Consider the following 19,648-nt stretch of genomic DNA (forward strand, 5'->3'; position numbering starts at 1 on the left):
AGAAAAGCGCCCGGAATATTTCTCCGGGCGCTTTTGTTATAAAATGAAAGTATAATTAGAACTTCCTTTCTATATCTCTCTTTACGATCACATCTTCCCACTTCCAGCCATCTTCTATAACAGATCCCATTAGATATTTTCTTCTGGTTTTTAATTCTTCCAAAATTTCTGAGTGCTTTTTATCTGTGGTTAAAACAGAGAAATCCAAATCATCTGAGTAATCAAATGGAGGGGCTTCCTTTGTAGGTTTTGTATAGGATTTGCTAAGAATGTCCAGGTAGGAATTTAAAGACTTTTTCAGAATTTGCCAGTTATAAGCTTTGTCAGATTTATCGATCTTGTAAACTTCCTGAATTGTAACAACTTCATCTAAAATTGCCATACAAAGTGGTGCTGAGTATTTTAATTCGTTACTGTGAAAATAGCGGATAACAGGATAAGCAAGATGCCTTTCACTATGTTCCAAAATCATTGTGTGCAAACTTTGAAACTGATCGTGTAAAATAGAAAAGTCTTTACCATTCCAGCAATTCCTGATTAATTCTGCGGGAGACCGGCCTAACTGATAGATGTAGGCAGATAATGTACGTTTTTTAATGACTGCATCTAAAACAGGTATTATATAAGAAATAGAGAGCGTTACCAAAAAAGTCCCGTGTAGTGACATAGTATTGGAGAGGATACGCCAGTGATCACCTCCAGATTTTAAATCTCCGTTTCCTAAGGAGCTAAGGGTGTAGCCTACAAAATAAATTTTACCAACCCAGTTAGAAGGTAATAATGTAGCGGTATCGACTACAGAGGAGACGGAGGAAAGAAAGATTAAGCTATAACCCAGCCAGATTAGCCCAATCCATAAACAGAATAATATCAGGATTATTAAAAATCCGGCATTAGATAATGTTTTTGAGCGACCATTGTGATTACTGAGTAACAAAAGGGCTTTCCATATGTTTTTTGCAATAAAATTTGAGAGATAGCTTCCTCCATTCATCCTGAGAATAGTACTTAACATGTCTATTGTGACCAGTACAATTATTACTACTCCTAGGATTAAAATAAATGCATTCATTTTTTATTTCGTTTATAAAATGATAAGCAGGACAAATAAATACTTACCCTGCTTATCCTATTTTTAAAAAACACGTTTTGGAATTTCTATTCCTCGTGGGTTTCATAAAATTTCTTCTGGATTTTAGATTGCAGACTTTTAGGAATAACCCTTCGAGTAAAAGTCATCACCTTATTAGTTGCTCCAGGAATATGTGTTCGTTCTCCTTTCATTAATGCATCATAACCTTCTTCAGCAACTTTTTCTGGAGATTCCATCATTTTATCTTTATGGGCAACAACATTTGTATTTTCCATATCACCTCTTGAAAAGAAATTTGTATCGGTCGGGCCGGGGCATAAGCAGGTAACTGTCACTGCGCTTTTCATATCCTCCAGTTCTGTAGCCAAAGCTTCAGACAATGAAACTACAAATGCTTTTGTCGCGTGATAAACCGCTAGTAATGGTCCTGGCTGGAAACCTGCAACAGAACCTAAATTAAGAATTCGGCCTTCGTCCCTTTCTACCATTTCCTTAGCATAAAGTTTAGTGAGTTGGGCAAGTGCCAGAACATTAAGATGAATTAATTCTGAATCTTTCTCTTTAGGAATATCTACAAATTTTCCCCGTTGTCCTACTCCGGCGTCGTTTACTAAAATGTTCACCGTACGTTTTGTCTGCTTTACTTCGTTATAAACTTCCATTGCAGCGCCATCTCTGGCGAGGTCTTTTTTAATTACGAATACTTCAACGCCGTGTTTGTCCTGAAGTTCAGAGGTAACTTCCTGTAACTTATCCTCATTACGCGCTACTGCGATAATATCATAGCCATTGCTTGCAAATTTATTGGCAAGCGCTCTACCTATACCACTCGTTGCTCCTGTAATTAATACTGTTTGCTTCTTGTCCTTTTCCATTTTGAGTTTTTTAGATTTCCATATAAGTTAATCAGGTTTGGATTATCTCTGTTTTAATGATATCATAAAAGATGTTTCAGCATTCTTAAACTTCCTATTTTAGCAGGATAATTTTGAAAAATGAATAGGTTTTAAAAGCAAATCGTCATTTTTAGATAATAATCCTGAAGAAAAGCTGTAAATCTTCCATGTAAACAATAGGAACTTCTGAAATTCCAAGGCACCTCAAGAAATTGTCAATTATCGTACTTATATAGCGCTAACTTCTGATGAATTTTATTTCAAAATGAGGTATTTGAAGATATGAAGACTGGGAAAATGAAAATTTTGAACGTTTGTCTTCAGGATTCTCTGTTCATTATTTTAAAATCGATGAAAATCCTTCAGGAGCAAGTATTTTAACCGTTTTCTTCAGTAGAAGGGTGAAAGTATCACTTTATTGTCTTCAAATGGATTATAGTCAGAGAAAACCGTCAAAAAGTACGTCAAAAAAGAGCTGAAGAATATTAAAAATTTAAAACTGAAGTAGCCAAAAAAGGAGCATGTCCAAAATGCCAATTTTCATACTATAGTAAAGCTGCAGCCGCTATTTGTGCAATTAAAAACAGAGACAATTAAGATCTAAGCTTTATCTCTTTTTTTTCATCAGGTTTTTTTAGCTGGCTTGGTTGTATTTCTTCCTGAATTTTGTCTATTTCTAAATATTCAGATTTTTTTACTACGTTTTTCACAACTTCATCCAGCTCTTTTGCAGACCGTTCCAGATAATCAAGGATTTCTTTGTGGTCTTTACTGTTTTTTGCTTCAGGAAGTAGTTCTACAAGACTTAAAATTCGGCTTAATGGCGCTCTTACTTTGTGGGATTGGATCCACGTGATATCTTTTAAAAGGCTGTTTTGAAGTTGAATCTCCTGAATCATTTCTTTAGAACGGGTAATATCCCTTGCAGCTCCAACAATTCTTACGGCTTCTTTTTCTTTGTTTCGTACGATAAATGCCTTGTCAGAGACATGAGCCAGTTCTCCATTGGCTTTAACGAACCGGTAATGCATCGCCCATTTCTTTTTGCTCTTACTTTTTAAGGCCTTAAAGAGGGATTTTTTTACTTTTTTGCGGTCTTCAGAATGAATGTTGTTAAACCAGAAATTTTGCGAAGTAGTTGCGGCCGAAGTCCTGTAACCAAAAACTTTGTGAAAACTCTTTCCCCTAACTACCTTATCTGCAATTAGATCCCAGTCCCAAATCATTTCTTCTGTAGCCTTCATGGCTTTTTTAAAACGACCGTTACTAACTTGTATCTGGTGTTCTTTCTCTTTCTTATCATTAATATCCTGGACGATCCCTTCTAATCTTAATGGTTTATTCTTATCGTCTGTAATTAGTTTTACACGCTGCAAAACCCACTTTACTTCTCCCTGGGATGTAATAATACGGTGCTCGAAATCCTGAAAGTGATTTTTATGGATAGTTTTCTCCAGGAAATGCCTGTCATCGGGATGGAAAATTGTTTTTACATTTTCAAGGTTTGGAACAAATTCTCCCGGTTTACGATCCAGAATTTTATATACTTCAGAAGACCATTGAAATTCAGTACACTTTATTTCACGGCTCCAATAGCCCAGCTTCGCAATTTCCTGTGCATATTTCAACCTTTGGGTACTTTCCAGAAGCTGTAATGCAGAGCGTTTGGAAGGAGTAATGTTTTTACCTATTGCATAGATAAGCCCTTCCCCTGGAACGGGGGATGAGGTCCAGGAAATCCATACTATGCTGCCATTCTTATGGTAATACCTGGCTTCAAAGGAAGAAGTGGTGTTACCATCTTCCAGTTTTACTACTTCATTTTTTGCAGCCTCTATATGTTCAGGATGAATAATATCCCTGTAGGGAATACTGTAAATCTCTTCTTCAGAATATCCCAGGCTTCTGGTAAACGCGGGATTAACTCTTTTAAAATAACCATCCAGACCTACAATACATAGCAGATCATTAGAGAGGTTGAAAAAGCTGTTTAGTTCCTCTTCTTTTTTTCTATGAAGAATGGCCAGCCCTATTTCTTCATTTATAGCTTCAAGTATCTCCCGGAATTTCTGGGTATGTTCCTGGCTCCGCTGACTAAAGAAAGAGAAAACTCCAATAATTTCTTCTTCACTTTTAAGTGGAATTCCGTAGGCGCGGGTAAATTCTTTGTTGTTTCGGAGCAAGAAATCAAGATCATTCTTATTCCAGGAATGAAGCGTTTTTTCACTCCAGATCGTTCCCGGGAGGCCTTGACCTTTAAGTAATACCTTGACTTCCTTATTATTTTTAACAAATTTTTCTCCAACAGAAGTTGTGGTTTTCTGGCAGACCAGGTTAAGGTGTTTATCATCTATAGAAGTAAGCCACAGCTCGGCTAGATCTACTTCGAAATAGTGGGTGAGGCGTTCCAGCATTCTGCCAAGTCCTTTTTTGAAACTGGCGGAATTATGAATATCTTTCTGGATTCCGGAAATAAGGCTTTTTCGTTCTTCCCGGTTTTTTTCCTCGCTAATATCCTGTAGCGCACCAACAATTCTTTTTGCTTTACCTTTTTTATTTCGCAAGATGGTTGCGCGGTTGACTACAGCGGCCAGAGAGCCATCTGCTCTATAATACCTGTAATTTGCTTTCCAATCGCCTTTTTCCGGATTTTCCAAAGCTTTTTGCAGGCTTGTAATCACAGCTTCTACATCTTCAGGGTAGATAGGTTTATATGCTTTAGGATTTTGTAGATCTAAGGAAGTACGGGTTGAATAATATCCAAAAATCTTCCTGTAACCTTCACCCCACTGAATTTCTTTTTTTGAAATGTTATAGTCCCATAAGGCATCATTAGTAGCTTTGTTCGCGAGGCGATATCTTTCATTTGCTTTTTGCAGCTCCTTTTTATGTAGAAATTCTTTAGTAATATCCTTAGAATTAACTACAATCCCCTTTACCGCAGGATCATCCTGTAGGTCTGTAGCCATGGATTGCAACCAACGGAATTCCCCATCTTTGTTTCGAAAGCGGAAGGGTGGGGTTTTTACCTGTTTATGATGATGGAGTTCTGCAAACTTTTCCTGTACAGTTTGAACATCATCGGGATGGATAAAGTCAAAAACACTTTTTTCAAGATACTCTTCCTGAGTAAAACCCAATAATTTTTCTGCACTTGCACTGGCGAAAATGATTTCTGCATTTTCGTTTAGAATAGCAATTATATCTGAAGCTTCCTGAACGAGGGCTTCAAATCTTCTGTTATAATTACATATTTCTCTCTGCTGGTTTAGCCTTTCAGTAATATCTATAAGGACGCCATCAATGAATTTAAGTTCTCCTGAAGAGGAGAAAACACCTGAGCCCCGTTCCTGTACCCATATAGTTTCCTCATTGGCTCCTGTTATTCGATATTCAGCAAAAAAAGGTTTTTTCTTCTTTACCTTTTCAATGGCGCTGTAGGTTAGCCTTAGATCATCGGGATGTATAATGCTGGCAAAACTTCTTTTTTCATTATCAATAAAGTCTGAAACGGGATATCCGGTAATGGTTTCTACCTCAGAACTTAAGTACTTCATCGTCCATTGTTCATCTGGTAAACAGCGGTAAGCAATTCCCGGGAAGTTCTCCATGAGAACCTTAAAATCTTCTTCTTTGTTTAATTTTTTATCAGATTTTTCTACTGTCTGAAGAATGTAAATAATTTCCCCCTGGTCGTCCAATATAGGTTGATGGGTAATTTTAAGAAAAGAAGATGTTGAAGGGTTTTCCGCTTCTGATGGTGAAAAAGCCCGACATTCTAATATGTTTTTTAATTTTGATACCTGAACTTCTTTTAATGAAGTAAGAATATCCTGTTGATGTGTTGCTTCAATAAAGCTGAAATCTTCAGCTTGGGAATAATCATCTGTAACATGTTCACCTGCCGCAACGTAGTTTTTTCTAGCAGGGAGCCGGGAGTATTTGTCATTCGCCAGATGAATCATCAGATTTTCAGGATCAATAATAGCAGCTGCAACAGGAAAGAGTCCGAAGACTGCTTTCAATTCTTCTAATGTCATATAAGTCGGGGCCGTTTTAGGGTTACGATCCTAAATCCTGACAAAATATTTAGTCAGGTTCTTTAGCAAATATTTAACAAAATAGGAAATTTCCTGTATTCGTCAATCGATTACCCCCCTAAATTAAAAAGAAGAGCTAGTGCCATGCAAATCAGATCTAATTGATGCTTTATCTATAACAAAAAAAAGCAGCACCGGAAAGGGGCTGCCTTCTAATAATCAGTGGATTAGATTAGTTTTGAGAAAACAGGGAAACATAACTTGCTCCCTGAAGTTGAAAATTTACTTCTCCATTTTTAACCTGAATGGTCTTAGTGTTTTTGTAGGAATTTTCCTTATTCGTCAAACGGATTTGCAGGTTTTTTACATTTTCTGGTAAACCAGTTAATTTTACATTTCTTGTCGCTCCTTTATTCACTAAATGAATAGCATATATTCCTTTGTTTTTGTCACCAAATGCGGCTGCCGTAACTGTTTCCTTGTCCTTATTTATTGGAATAGCAAAAAGTCCCTTTGGAGTGGAACCTAACTGTTCAAGATTATAGAAACGTTGGGTTGGATAAAGTTCATCCTCATCATTTCCAAAGATCCCGCCGCCCGAAAGTGGAGAGTAATCTGCAGTGAGCTGCCATTGTAAAATAGTTAAAGGTGTGGCAGTTCGCAGGATTTTAAGGTAAACATCAATTTCATCCAGGGCATAGGTGGGTTCCTCAAAAATTTGTGGATAGCGCCATGCTCCCGCGTCTATACTTCCCTCACCCACAAAAAGTGGTGCATTTACACGATTCGAAATATCTGCCCATTTTATAAGATTTTCCCTCGTCCAACCTCTCCAGGAGTGGAAAGACACTCCTCCAATAAAGGGTATGGCTTCAGGATCTGTAGAGGCAAGGGTAGTAAAATCCCAGCCATTGGCATCTGCCGTGTCTCCCAACAGGAATTTAGTCTCAAGACCTTCAGAACGGAATTTTTTTCCCAGCTCCTTGATCAACTGGTTATGCTCTTCTGCGGTTTGTCTTACGTCTATTCCCAAATCAGATTCGTTAAAAGAGAACATTACCGTCTTTACTCCGTACTCTTCCTTCAGGAATTTTATGTAGGAGGTAAGGGAGTTGTAGATAGTTTCTTCTTTGGAAAGATCAAGAGAGTTCCCCATAGTGCCATCGGGATGCTTCCCTTTAAAGGGTTCTCCAATAATAGCCCAGTTGGGTGCAAACCACGCGGCAAGAATTACAGGAATACCTTTTTTGTCCAGGCGTTGCGCCATTTCCATAGCTGCCTTTACTTTTGGATGGAGATTTCCTTTTCTGGCCTCTTCCAAAGGATCTTCATTTTCGTTTTGATGCCATTCCCTCCAGGGCATTTCCACACGGGACCAGGAAACCCTTAGATTTTCAAGGCTATAGTCAATTACCTGAGGATCTGTTTCGGGGTTCTGAAGCCTGAAATTCCCTCCAATTCCGTCAAATTTATCTCCTTCCTGGTCGGGATATACTTTTAGGTTTAGTGGTGAGGTATCGATCTCCCCGGTTGCTTTAATGGTAAAGGTATTTGCATAGGTCTTACCGGCTTCTACCTCGCCGGAAGCCAGAACAAAATTTAACCTGATCTCCGGGTTTAAAGAATCTTCAGTTTTAATGATAACTTCAGTAGGTTCCGTAAAATTGATTTCGATTTTCCTTGTTGGCGACTCCACAACAATACCTTTTGCAGGTGCTTTGTATCCTGCATCAGAAAAGTTGGAACGGATATCACGGAGACCAATTTTATCAGGAGAAATAAGTCTGAATTCTGTTTCTGTTCCAAATTCTTCGGGAAGATCTACGGTGAAATATGCACCTTTTATTAGAGTATCTGTTGGAGAGCTGAAGCTAACTTCCACTTCGGCTTCGCCTTTTCCGGTAGATTCTATGTAGTTGGTCCATTTTATGTCCCGCATTTCATAGGAGAATTGCTTTTCCTGACCATCCCTTTTAAAATCTATGGTTTGTCCTTCTTTTCGGGTGCGCCAGGTGCGGTCGTTTTTATTAACTATGGCCAGGCTGGTACTAAATTCCATTAACTGGTTGTCCACCCGTATTCCTGTCATGTTCCCCCAGGTGGTAAATTCGGCCTGTGCACTGGTTTGTTTTGATACCAGCAGCATGATAAACAGGATCATTGCCGGTAAAATGTTTCTGATAAGGCTAGTCTGTGATTTCAACTTCATCTCTTGTAATTGTTTTGGGATAATTATAAATTTCTTTTACTCTTTCGGGCGAATTTGCCGTTTCTAACCAATTAGACCAAACCATAAACCAGGACCATTTTGGCTGTTGCTCCAAAATGGCAATTTTCGGCAATTGTCCTACCTCTCCAAGGGCAATAGGTTTACCTTCAGCTAAATCAAGTAATTCCTGGTAATCTTTCTGTTCATAATCGAAGTGATAGACATCTGTAGCAAGAATATCCACATATTCATGGCCGGGATAAAATTCATTATAAGGGAAAGCTTCATCCTCCGGAATATCTCTCGGTCCATTGGCATTCCAGACCCAGATAAGATTGTTTAATTGATGATGATTGACCATGCGATCGTACAACATCTTCCAAAGTTCTTTAAAACCCTTTTCGCCTTTTTTATCTCCCCACCAGAACCATACACCATTCATTTCATGATAAGGTCTCCAGAGAACAGGAATGTTTTCTTCCTGAAGTTCTTTTAAAGATTCTGCAACCACGTCTACCTGGTCCTGCCAACGCTTATTTAGGGGAGTTCCAGGAGTAACAAGTTGCTCCCAGTCTGCATTAGATAGCTCGGCCTGTACACTGGTGCTCCAGTCAAAAGGAGGATTGTCTGTAGGCCTGCCAACGTGCCACATAAGGGTAATAATCGCACCGTCTTCATGTTTTTTTCTGGCCGCTTCTACAATCCTGTCACCCGGGTTATCTTCCCGGTTCCAATAGAAATCTGTTCCCCAAACAGCGGGATAATTACCTGAAATCTCTTCAGCTAAGTTATAGTAACTTTCAGGCTCTTCATTGTAGCTGTGCTGCCCTGAAAGTATTTTATCCTCAAGGGAGTAGATGTAGGCCAACAACTGTTTGGCTTCTTTGGTGGCATTTTTATTTACCGGATTTTGTGATAAGCAATTTCCGGTGACAAAGAGCACCAATATTAAGATCAATTTTGTCATTTTTAATTTATTGTTGATTAAGAAGTTTATCTGCAGCGATTATCAGAAATAGATAATCTGTGGTTCCACCTCCCAATACGTATTCTGTTTGTTGCCATAGGAAAGGCCACTCTAAAAGTTCTGGAAAATCTGGACGTATTAGTGCTGTACCAGATCCTATACCGCCCGGGGTAAAAGAGAAATCTCCGCGGTTAATTCCGTAAGCCTGTGTTAAAGATCTTGAACCTACTCCTGAAGCAAAGGAAGAGGTGTTAACCCCCGGATGAACTCCCAGCACAAAATTCATAGCGTGTAGCATATAATCTTTTGGGAAAATATCAGGAAAACCGGTATGTAAGAAATACTGTCTTACTCCAAAACTTTGAATACCCCAGCCTGCTCCCCAGATATCGGGTTCATACGGCAAACCGTAAGGTGTTTTTCTCTCTCTTTCCTGTACCACAGTTAAATACTCTTTAACAGCATCACGTACTTCTTTTTTAAATCTTTTATTATCGATTTGAGGGAGTGCGCGTCCTACAATCCAACCGGTCCTTTCAATATTCTCAGTAATAAGTTGCCTGTTTTCAACTATAAAATCGGCATATTTCTGATCTCCGGTGGTTTGTAGTAATTCTACAGCCAGTTCAATCTTGTTTAGCGGATTGTCGGTTTCAGTAATATTCCAAACCTCTTCAGCAATTTCCCGGCTGTCCTGCGCCAGTTCAGGGTTATAGTCTTTTAGGGCTCGTGCAGTTGCAGCCAATCCTGCCGCTGCGCCAAGTTCCCTTCTCGGGTTATCTTCTGTGAAAACCCAACGGTCATCCTGGTCTCCCGGACGTCCCCAGTCAACATTTTCTGTGGCATCTTCCTGACCAAAAGCTTCGTCAAAGGATTCGCCGTCTGAATGGTTTACAGGATCTCCAAGCAAAATGTACTGGTCCAGGGATGGAACAATTATTCCTCTATAGAAACGGCCAAGTGCTTTATAACCTCCTACTACAGATAATGCACCATGTTCAATTTGCTGTAGAATATCAGCTTTCCCGTCGGGCTGAAGAATATCTACAGTTTTAGTGTCCTGATCTATACTTGTGTTGTCGTATTCTATATTGAAAAGTTCATAAATATGCGATAACCCCTGAATAGTAGAAGCCTGGGATTCTACACGTAAATCGAAGTCACCTGCATCATGCCAGCCTCCAAGATTAAGACCTGGTATAAATTCGCCTGGCGCATAATCTGTGAGGGTTTCACTGCCCTGGATGTAACCGTCAAAATGGTTATGATCTGTAGGGGCCATACGGGCATCATCAAGGTGGCACCGGCCGTGCCAGATCTTATAGCGATCGTTTATAAGCATATGGCACATCTGCACAGGAAGAAAATACTCCAAAGTAGGCTGCCATACGTTTCTTTTATATACGTTTTCTGAAATCTTAAAAGGTTCTGTTTTATAGTCGCCGTACGTTACCTGGTACATTCCCGGCTCTTCAACATCGGTAAAATCCAGTTGATAATAATTGTACCGAAGAAAATCTCCCCACTCTGAAGGATTTTCAGATTTCACTGTGGTAGTTCCTCCTTCTTCATTTATCCGAAGTAATTTCGCCTGTTGTACATTATTGTCATTTTTATCAGTTTCTATAACCGCAACTTTTTGCTGGTTTGGGTGATAACCCACCTGCGAAATTTGGACTACAGGGCTATAGGTGAAATCCTCCACTGCGTTTGGAGTGATAAGCCATTCTATAGCATTATCTGTTACACCTGCGGGCACAAGCGACCTTACAATAAACCAACCGTTACTGTGAATTGCACGTCCATCCAATAGCTGAAGTTCATTGCTCTTTAAGTTTTGAATCTTAAGGGTTTGCTTTTCATCTTCAGGAACAATAACAAGCTCGTTGCCTGTAGCCATTGGTTCCAGCTCAAACTCTCCATCTTCATTGTAAAATCCCGGCCCGTTTGCCTGAAGGTTAAATATTCCAAATTCATCATTCATATAATATGATTTTCCGAAGAGGATTCCAGGAAATAATTCGATATTCATGCCTACTTTGCCCACCCATTCTTCAGGGAGAGGCTGCTCCAGGTCTACGACGATCCTGAAAGATTTTCCTTCAGGTATAATTCTCAGGTCGTATTCCATATTAAGATCTGGATATTCAATAGGATTAAAGCCCTTTCTGTTTTTGGAAGGATCTGGGTAACTCATGTGCACACTAATCTCATTATTCCCACGATCTACCTGCCTTTCTCCAACTTTAGGTACTGGTTGCCATTGCCCGGGGGTTGGCTCCAGCCTAAGGTCACCATTTGTAGCAACTCTAATCCCGTTTTGGATAATACCAACACCGCCCTGATGGCTTTCCGGATAAAAATCGTGCGCCAGCATAACGTTTGCGCCGCGCATTTCAAGATATTCCTGCTCGTTAATGGTAAAAACCTGGGAAGAATCACTTACTTGTTGAGCATAAGTGCTTAAAAAACAAAGACAAATTAGACTTTGTAAAACTGTTTTCATATTTCTAAAATTTAATGAATAAAACTATGGTAATGGCTAATGGTATGCTTAATACTTTTTTATCATTTTCGTATAGGATATGATCAGAGGCATAAATAATATCCTTATTATCCTATCTTTATTCTGAAAAAATGAAATATATGAAATTTACGGCTTTTTTTGTTGTGGCACTACTATCAATTTCAACTTGTGCCGCTCAGGAACAGGACAAAAAAGCAAATGATGAGCGCCTTATTAAAGGACTACGTTATGCGGCAAAAGAACAGCTTCTTGAAAAGTGGTACCCTTTAACTCTGGACAAGGAAGATGGTGGGTACTACAGTGAGATCACCCATGATTTTAAAGTGGGGGAGGAGCATAATAAAATGATAGTAACCCAGGCCCGACATGTATGGACGAATGCCAGAGCTTCGGAAATTTTTTTAGAAAAAGAAAGATACCTGGAATATGCCAGGCATGGTTTTGAGTTTCTAAGGGATGTAATGTGGGATGCCGAAAATGGCGGTTTTCATCAATTGGTTACCAAGACTGGAGAACCTATTTTACAACAAGGGCAGGAGAAAACGGCTTACGGTAATTCTTTCGCAATTTATGGACTCGCAGCTTATTACAGAGCTTCAGGTAATGAAGAAGCTTTAGAATTGGCAAAAAGAGCGTTCCATTGGCTGGAGGAGCATAGCCACGATCCTGAATATAAGGGATATTACCAGTCTTTGAACCTAAATGGTACACCAATTAAGCGTACACCTGATTTTCCGTCGACTTCAGATGTTGGTTATAAAGATCAAAACAGTTCTATTCATTTACTCGAAGCTTTTACCGAATTGTACCAGGTTTGGCCGGACGAATTATTGGCAGAACGCGTGGAGGAGATGCTGGTGCTCATTCGGGAGACGATCACCACAGAAAAAGGATATATGAACCTGTTTTTTGAACCCGACTGGACGCCGGTAAGTTTCAGAAACAGGTCCAGGGAAGAAATTCAGCAGCATTATTACCTGGATCACGTTTCTTTTGGGCATGATGTTGAAACTGCTTATTTAATGCTGGAAGCTACCCACGCCCTGGGGCTGGATGAAGAATTAACACTTCGGAAAGGGAAAAAAATGGTAGATCACGCCCTAAATACAGGTTGGGATGATGAAATTGGTGGTTTTTATGATGGTGGTTATTATTTTGAAGGTGCGACAGAATTGGAAATTGTTAATGATGAAAAGAACTGGTGGTCGCAGGCTGAAGGTTTAAATACTTTATTAATTATGGAACACTATTTTCCTGAAGATGCTGTAGATTACAGAAAGTACTTTGATAAATTATGGGTTTACACTCAACTTTTCTTTATGGATGAGCTTTACGGCGGCTGGTATGAGTGGGGGCTGGATGCTCAACCCGAAGTATGGGATGATTCTAAGGGGCATATCTGGAAAGCCGCATACCATAACTTTAGGGCACTTACCAATTGCTTTTTAAAATTAGAAGAGGAGGAATAAAAAGAGAGACGGTCCAAAAATGACCATTATCGTACTCTTAGTGCCGATAATTGTCTTTTTTGAACCGCCTCTTAAATACGGTAATAACTCTGGGTGTTATTAATTCTTTTTGAGCCTTAATGTAAGCACATCGTGTGGTGCTACAGTAGCCTTTAATGTTTTTTTGGTATTTTTGAGTTCCTTTTCATTCCAAATATCCTCTATACTGTAGGTAACTTCACTAAAATCTACTGCATAGTCGAAATGAGGATCTTCAATCTTCTTACTCTCCCAGTCAAAATTTACTTTTTCTGGCTCATCTGACCGATTGAGGAAAGTAACGGCCCATTCCCCATTGCTTAGGGGCTTGAACCATGTTTCCAGTCCGTCTTCCGAATTATATTTAAAAGCCTGAACACCAAGGGAATCCTGGTTTATAGCGATCATTTTCTTATTGGTAAGAATTTCTATTGTTTCCGGAGTCATATTTCGTACATCGTTACCGGCAATAAGGGGAGCGGCCAACATGCTCCACATGGTAAAATGGGCACGATCCTCACTTTGGCTCATTCCGTTACCAACTTCCATCATATCGGGATCATTCCAGTGACCGGGACCGGCATATTTTCTTAGTCCGTCCTGCATATCCAGAATTCTAAGAACACCCCAGGATGACCAGCTGCCGTGATCTTCTTCGCAATTCCAACAGTTATAAATGTCGCCGGTAGTTCTCCACATATGGGCGACATCTTCTGCCCATTCCCACGGCTGATTGTCCCCCCATTCACACATTGCAAAAAGAACAGGTCTGCCGGCGCTGTATAGTGCATCACGCATGGTAGTATAAGCTCCAATCGGGTTGATGTTTTCTGTATTGCACCAGTCGTATTTTAAATAATCAATACCCCATTCCGCATACCGGATAGCATCCTGGTATTCATATCCGCGGCTACCGGGTTCACCGGCACAAGTCTGGGTTCCTGCATCAGAATAAATTCCGATTTTCAGGCCTTTGGAATGTACGTAATCTGCAAGGGCTTTCATGCCGGAAGGGAATCGTTCAGGATCCACCTGGATAAAGCCTTTTTCGTCACGTTCCCCGTGCCAGCAATCGTCAATAATAACATATTCATAACCGGCTTCTTTCATCCCGCTTGCCACTATGGCATCGGCGGTTTCTTTAATAAGGTCTTCATTAATATCGCAGGCGAAGGTATTCCATGTGTTCCATCCCATAGGCGGAGTATCTGCCAATCCTTCGAATTTCTGTGAATAACCGCTCAAGCCTATAAGGAGGCAGAGTAGGGATGCTATCTTATTCTTCATTTGTAATTTTTTTATTAAATGGTATTTCTTCTTTAATTTAAAGATTATTCCCTGTAAAAAATGAATTTTACAGGGAATAATACTAAAAATTGATCCTTTTATTAGTTGAATCCTATGTTATCAACGTAAATGGTATAAGAATCACTTACATTATTTTTAATTCTTATTTCACCTAAAGAAGTATCAGTAAAAGTGGACAAAGGTAAACTATAGTCTGTCCATTCACCTTCCACTACCTGAACCTCTATTCCCGCATCACATCCACAAAGAGATACTAACAGGGTTTTAGTTCCGGAACCAGGAGCACCGTAAGCAGAGAAATTAAAAGTAGAATATCCTGAAAGGTCCGGTACAGGATCTGCACCACCTATTTGAAGGGCACCATAAGAATCTGCATCATATTCCAACTTAACAGCTGTAGTTCCATCCTGAACCTGTTCTGTGCTGGCCCAGGTGTAGGTGCCTCCCCAGCCATCCCAGGTGTCGTTAAATCCAGATTCTGCACCCTCATCAAAATAGATGGGTAAAGCAAAATTTGGAGCAGCAGGAGCCTGCAGGTCAAAACCTATATCGTCAAGATAAATGGTGCTGGCCGCATCTTCATTATTTTTAAACCTAATAGCACCTAATGATGTATCGGTAAAACTGCTAATTGGAATAGAATATGTGTTCCATTCTCCTTCGACTACCTGGATTTCCACCCCGGCATCACAGTCACATAACGATACTAAGACATTTGTAGTACCTGATCCTGCAGCGCCATAAGCAGAGAAATGGAAAGTGCTATATGAAGAAATGTCTGGAACCGGACTAGCACCGCCAATTTGTAGGGCACCATAAGAACCTGCTTCGTATTCAAGTTTTATAGCATTATTTCCGTTGGAAACAATCTCAGTACTATTGTAGGTGTAAGTTCCACCCCAACCATCCCAAGAATCTTGGAAGCCTGATTCTACAGCATCATAATACACTGGCAATGCAAACTCTGGAGCGCCAGTGTCCGGTACTGGATAGCCTAGTGCTCCTGCATCTTCAGCAGAAACCAACACATTGCTTATTTGATGTATGACTCCGTTACTTGCACCTATGTTGGTTGTTTCTAAAGTTGCTTTAGGAGCAAATTCATAAGAAGGGGTTAGCCTTCCTGTAGCAGTGTCAAAAGTCAATTCATCACCTTGTACAGTAGTTAACGGGCCATCGGTCAAAGAACTACTCATTAACCTACCTTCGTATAAATGATATTCCAGTACACTTTTAAGTAATTCAATTTCTTCCGGAGTTTCAAAATCTTCAAGGCTTTCAAAATTCTCAATAACTGAAAGGAAGGAATCGAATGCAGCATTAGATGGAATAAAAGCAGTTAATTCTTCAGATTCCAAAGTCTCCATTAATCCAGCTTTTTCAGCTGCAGCAATAAAAGAAGAGTAACCTCTGTCTTCAATTCTTTCTTTTAAGTTTAGTGTTTCGTCCAGTATGCTCTGGAAAACAGCTTCAGTCAACATAACTTTGTCTACTCCGTGAATGACGCCATTAGTGGACTGGATTTCCGGTACTGTTACATTACCGTCGGTATAGCTAGCATCAGAAACGACTCCAGCTGCACTTACCGAAAATACTTCTCCGGAAACCGGAGTCTGCTCAGTTCCAAAAACTTCTGCAGAAACAAGATTAGATCCTGTGATTACATGTTGTTCAAGCAAACTTCTCAAAACATCAGTAGGAATATCGGCTAGCGTAGACCATCCAAAAGCACCATTTAATTCTCCAAGTAAATTTTCAAAAGCAGCATTGGTAGGAGCAAAAACAGTTAATGGATAATCTGCATTCTCGGCGTCTGTGACTTCAGTTACAGATAACATTTCTGTTAGTCCTGCCAGTTCAACAGCTTCCATAAAAGTAGAAAACTGATTGTTAGCTTCTACGTGATCCAGAATAGCAGGAGGGGTTATAATCCCATCTACAACATGTAATACACCGTTAGTAGATCCTATGTCTGAGGATGCGCTTACCAGGGTTACATCACCGTTTAAAGTAGTTTCTCCTTCTGTATTTATATACAAGCTAAGAAAATTCCCATCCGGCCCTGTAGCCATGGTAGGACGATAACCTGTTGTTAAGGTAGAAGCAAAATCTGCTGTGACTGTGCTTAAAACATGATTTCTTAAGAGGTTTTCTCTTTCTTCCTGATCTAATCCTGAAAGATCCGCCTGATCAAAAGCTGCATTTCTGGGAGCAAAAACCGTATAGGTGGTTGTTTCTCTCAAAATAGAATCCAGCTCAGCTTCGACCAACGCCTGGTATAAAACCGATAAGTCTGCAGTTTCAGAAAGTATTTCATCTATGTTTCGGGGATCTTCACCCAACTGCGGATATAGGTCGTCGTCATCGTCACAAGAGCTTAGGCTCGTAATTACTGCGAGGAATAACAGGTAATATATTTTATTTAATTTCATCTGTTTGTGTTTTGTTAATGGTTCAGAGGTATCGATCTATAGAAATCCGAAATCGTCCACATAGAAAATATACTGCGGTTTTGATGTGCCTGATGCTTCCTGGAAATCTATCCTGTTGATTACCGCTGGCGCGCCACCGGTAGGGAAAAAACTACCCATTGGGAGAACTACTTTGTTCCACTGTCCCGGAATTAACTCTACGCCAACTGTACCGGCGAAGTCGTTTATGGCAACGTTTACCATGTCGCCAGCATCTCCTGTACCATAAAGGGATACTGTCAGAGCCGTATATTGATTAAAAGGTATAGGTGTTTCTGGTGTGAATGTTAAACCAGACCAGCCTTCCCTTACGCTCTGTATCGAGTACTGTCCCAAAGCAGGATCTGTTGCTTCTATATCATAAGTACCGCCCCATTGGCTCATTGACCATGCCGGGTTTAACTGATCGATATAAATAGAATAGCTAAATCCATAGGAATCTGACTGGGCACTTGCGCCTCTTGATGTTTCCAGGTTGATGTAGGCTTGCTCCACTCCGTCTGGTACTGCCACGGTAACTTCTGTTTCTGAAACAGAAAGTATTTCAGCTGGTCGCTCTACAAGGTTGCCTTCTTCTTCGGTACCGGAAGTAAAAGTAACTTCGGATGTGTCGGTGAAATCTCCTCCTATAAGGGTTACTGTTTTAATTCCGTCCTCAGTAGTTCCTTCTGTAAAGTCCTCAATGGTTAAAAGAGAAAAATCATAATCTGTAGATCCATACAGATTTTCTAATCTTAAGGTATTTTCCTGCCCTACATAAGGGGCAGATTCAGGAACTGTTACAAAAGTAAGATTGTCTGTCGTCAAAGCAGGATTAAAACTTGCCTGGTAGCCATTAAAATAAACAGCAACTAAGCTGGCTAAATTCTCACCTCGTATAATGTAAGTATTTTCCAAAACTCCTTGCGTAACTGGCACATCTTCTCTTGCCTCACTTACACTATGAATAACAGGGGCTGCCTCTGCTGTCTCAATAGATTCTACGTCAAAATCACTATCACAGGAAACTAATGAGAATACTGTAAAGATCATTAACAACAACTGTGATACAGTCTTTATTTTAAAATTTGTTCTTTTCATAATAATATTTTAAAAATTAATTTTCCTCGTCAGCGTTAGCATTAAAATCATAAGGAACCGGATCTTCCAATAATGCCGGGTTACTTTGAATTTCGCTATCTGGATAAGGGTACAATAAATCCTCTACTGTAGGAACATATTTTTGTGAATCAACCGTAGGAGGGGTAGTATCGTTATTATACGGTCCTCTTTCTACGTTACCAAGGAATTCTATGGCAAATTCCGGTCCTCGTCTAACTACGTCATACCAGAATTCCAGCTCCAGTGCTAGTTCAATTCTTCTTTCGTGAAAGATATCTTCTATGGTTGGATTTTCAATTGGATCCAGTCCTGCTCTTTCACGAACCATGTTGAAGGATTCAATGCCTTCTTCAAGAGGACCACCGCCCATGATGGCTGCTTCAGCATTAATTAACAATACTTCAGCATAACGCAAAATATAAGTATTGTTAGGATAACTTTGAGATGCTCCGTTTGAAGGGTTCCCGATTACATATTTTTTAATACCTACGTTGGTCCCCTGATGATTTACAGTCTCAGGAACAGTGAATCCCCCGTTTATGTTGGGGTAAAATGCTCCCGGTTCCATAATGGTGGCATAGTAACGCTCATCTCCCGTTTCATAGGCTTCCTGTAGATCTATAGATGGCCCTAAAGCGGCCCAACCGTCGGAGAATCCTGTAATACCTGCCGAAGCATAAAAAGACTGTATTGCGTTTCCTTCAGCATAAATTCCTGTATTTGCCCATTGTAATGCGAATACAGATTCAACATTATTATCATTTTGTTCTAAAAACAGGTCGTTATATTCTTCCAAAAGAGCAAATTCACCAGATTCTATTACTTCATTTGACAGTTGATATGCCATTGACCAGTTTTCTTCATACAAATAAATTTTAGATAACGCGGCTTTTGCAGAATTACTGGAAACACGACCAGCCTGGACATCTGTATCCATAGTCCTGTCATATAGATTTTCAATAGCAAATTGATAGTCACGCTTAATAAATTCATACACATCCTCTACCGGGTTACGCGGTACAACCGGCTCTAAAACATAATCTGAATTATCTGCAAGAATTGGAACAGATCCAAATATACGTACCAGGTAGAAGTATGCTGTGGCTCTTATATAACGTGCTTCTGCTATGGAGTTATTAAGTACATCTTCAGAAACATCAGGACCTATAGCTGTGGGAAGGGTGTTTATTACTGCGTTAGATTGAGCAATAACAGCATAAAGGGATTCCCATGCCTGGGTTAAAGTCCCGTGAGCCCCGGTTATAGAATAATTTGAAAATTCCTGATTCCTGGCGTCCCATGTTCTGGCATTACCTGATGCTATCTCGCCAATTGGCCAGGCAACGTTACTAATAAATGCAAACCAGGGTTTTGAGTATAAATGGTTTGCCGCAGATGCAACCTGACGGTCGGTCTGGTAAAAATTATCCACACTATACGAGTCCTCTGGCGGTCTGTCCAGAAAATCCTCACTACAGGAAGGGAAAAAGAGTACGGCTGAAAGGACAACCAATACTGCAGCCTTTGATTTAATTAAATTCTTCATCAT

General features: G+C 39.9%; 11 protein-coding genes. 1 reads left to right on the plus strand and 10 read right to left on the minus strand.

Annotated features, from left to right (window positions below; all coding sequences use genetic code 11):
* Nucleotides 1-55: 55 nt before the first annotated feature.
* The 6 genes from RM549_RS04200 to RM549_RS04225 all read right to left on the minus strand — a co-directional run bounded on the left by RM549_RS04200 (nt 56) and on the right by RM549_RS04225 (nt 11,711).
* Nucleotides 56-1,072 (minus strand): hypothetical protein, encoded by a 1,017-nt coding sequence (locus tag RM549_RS04200; protein ID WP_311681867.1) that lies wholly within the window; start codon nt 1,070-1,072, stop codon nt 56-58.
* A gap of 86 nt (nt 1,073-1,158) precedes the next feature.
* A complete protein-coding gene (locus RM549_RS04205) occupies nt 1,159-1,968 on the minus strand; it encodes an SDR family NAD(P)-dependent oxidoreductase (protein WP_311681869.1) in 810 nt (269 codons plus the stop codon).
* A gap of 614 nt (nt 1,969-2,582) precedes the next feature.
* Nucleotides 2,583-6,029, minus strand: coding sequence for a PAS domain-containing protein (locus RM549_RS04210; RefSeq protein WP_311681871.1), 3,447 nt, complete (start codon nt 6,027-6,029; stop codon nt 2,583-2,585).
* 232 nt (nt 6,030-6,261) lie between these two features.
* On the minus strand, nt 6,262-8,238 hold the full coding sequence (locus RM549_RS04215; protein ID WP_311681873.1) for a hypothetical protein: 1,977 nt from the start codon (nt 8,236-8,238) through the stop codon (nt 6,262-6,264).
* A complete protein-coding gene (locus RM549_RS04220; RefSeq protein WP_311681875.1) occupies nt 8,216-9,205 on the minus strand; it encodes a glycosyl hydrolase in 990 nt (329 codons plus the stop codon). Before RM549_RS04220 ends, RM549_RS04215 begins: the two co-directional genes overlap by 23 nt.
* 7 nt (nt 9,206-9,212) lie before the next feature.
* A complete protein-coding gene (locus RM549_RS04225; protein WP_311681877.1) occupies nt 9,213-11,711 on the minus strand; it encodes a glycoside hydrolase family 9 protein in 2,499 nt (832 codons plus the stop codon).
* Between the two features lie 140 nt (nt 11,712-11,851).
* Here RM549_RS04225 and RM549_RS04230 point away from each other — a divergent pair, with 140 nt between their 5' ends.
* Nucleotides 11,852-13,201 (plus strand): AGE family epimerase/isomerase, encoded by a 1,350-nt coding sequence (locus RM549_RS04230; RefSeq protein WP_311681879.1) that lies wholly within the window; start codon nt 11,852-11,854, stop codon nt 13,199-13,201.
* A gap of 99 nt (nt 13,202-13,300) precedes the next feature.
* Here the strand turns inward: RM549_RS04230 and RM549_RS04235 are convergent, their stop codons facing one another.
* The 4 genes from RM549_RS04235 to RM549_RS04250 form a co-directional block, all read right to left on the minus strand.
* The gene (locus RM549_RS04235) at nt 13,301-14,506 is read right to left on the minus strand and encodes a glycoside hydrolase family 27 protein (RefSeq protein ID WP_311681881.1); all 1,206 of its coding nucleotides are present in this window, start codon (nt 14,504-14,506) and stop codon (nt 13,301-13,303) included.
* Nucleotides 14,507-14,607: 101 nt separating this feature from the next.
* Nucleotides 14,608-16,959 carry a fasciclin domain-containing protein gene (locus tag RM549_RS04240; RefSeq protein ID WP_311681886.1) on the minus strand — a complete coding sequence of 784 codons (2,352 nt, stop codon included), beginning with the start codon at nt 16,957-16,959 and terminating at the stop codon, nt 14,608-14,610.
* 36 nt (nt 16,960-16,995) lie between these two features.
* Nucleotides 16,996-18,078 carry a hypothetical protein gene (locus RM549_RS04245; protein ID WP_311681889.1) on the minus strand — a complete coding sequence of 361 codons (1,083 nt, stop codon included), beginning with the start codon at nt 18,076-18,078 and terminating at the stop codon, nt 16,996-16,998.
* Nucleotides 18,079-18,094: 16 nt separating this feature from the next.
* Nucleotides 18,095-19,648 (minus strand): RagB/SusD family nutrient uptake outer membrane protein, encoded by a 1,554-nt coding sequence (locus tag RM549_RS04250; protein ID WP_311681893.1) that lies wholly within the window; start codon nt 19,646-19,648, stop codon nt 18,095-18,097.

The sequence above is a fragment of the Autumnicola patrickiae genome, from assembly GCF_031846525.1.
GTDB lineage: Bacteria > Bacteroidota > Bacteroidia > Flavobacteriales > Flavobacteriaceae > Autumnicola > Autumnicola patrickiae.

Excerpts from the sequence above, each read along its gene's own strand:
- RM549_RS04200 (WP_311681867.1), bottom strand. The coding sequence starts at position 1,072 with ATGAATGCATTTATTTTAATCCTAGGAGTAGTAATAATTGTACTGGTC.
- RM549_RS04205 (WP_311681869.1), bottom strand. The coding sequence starts at position 1,968 with ATGGAAAAGGACAAGAAGCAAACAGTATTAATTACAGGAGCAACGAGT.
- RM549_RS04210 (WP_311681871.1), bottom strand. The coding sequence starts at position 6,029 with ATGACATTAGAAGAATTGAAAGCAGTCTTCGGACTCTTTCCTGTTGCA.
- RM549_RS04215 (WP_311681873.1), bottom strand. The coding sequence starts at position 8,238 with ATGAAGTTGAAATCACAGACTAGCCTTATCAGAAACATTTTACCGGCA.
- RM549_RS04220 (WP_311681875.1), bottom strand. The coding sequence starts at position 9,205 with ATGACAAAATTGATCTTAATATTGGTGCTCTTTGTCACCGGAAATTGC.
- RM549_RS04225 (WP_311681877.1), bottom strand. The coding sequence starts at position 11,711 with ATGAAAACAGTTTTACAAAGTCTAATTTGTCTTTGTTTTTTAAGCACT.
- RM549_RS04230 (WP_311681879.1), top strand. The coding sequence starts at position 11,852 with ATGAAATTTACGGCTTTTTTTGTTGTGGCACTACTATCAATTTCAACT.
- RM549_RS04235 (WP_311681881.1), bottom strand. The coding sequence starts at position 14,506 with ATGAAGAATAAGATAGCATCCCTACTCTGCCTCCTTATAGGCTTGAGC.
- RM549_RS04240 (WP_311681886.1), bottom strand. The coding sequence starts at position 16,959 with ATGAAATTAAATAAAATATATTACCTGTTATTCCTCGCAGTAATTACG.
- RM549_RS04245 (WP_311681889.1), bottom strand. The coding sequence starts at position 18,078 with ATGAAAAGAACAAATTTTAAAATAAAGACTGTATCACAGTTGTTGTTA.
- RM549_RS04250 (WP_311681893.1), bottom strand. The coding sequence starts at position 19,648 with ATGATGAAGAATTTAATTAAATCAAAGGCTGCAGTATTGGTTGTCCTT.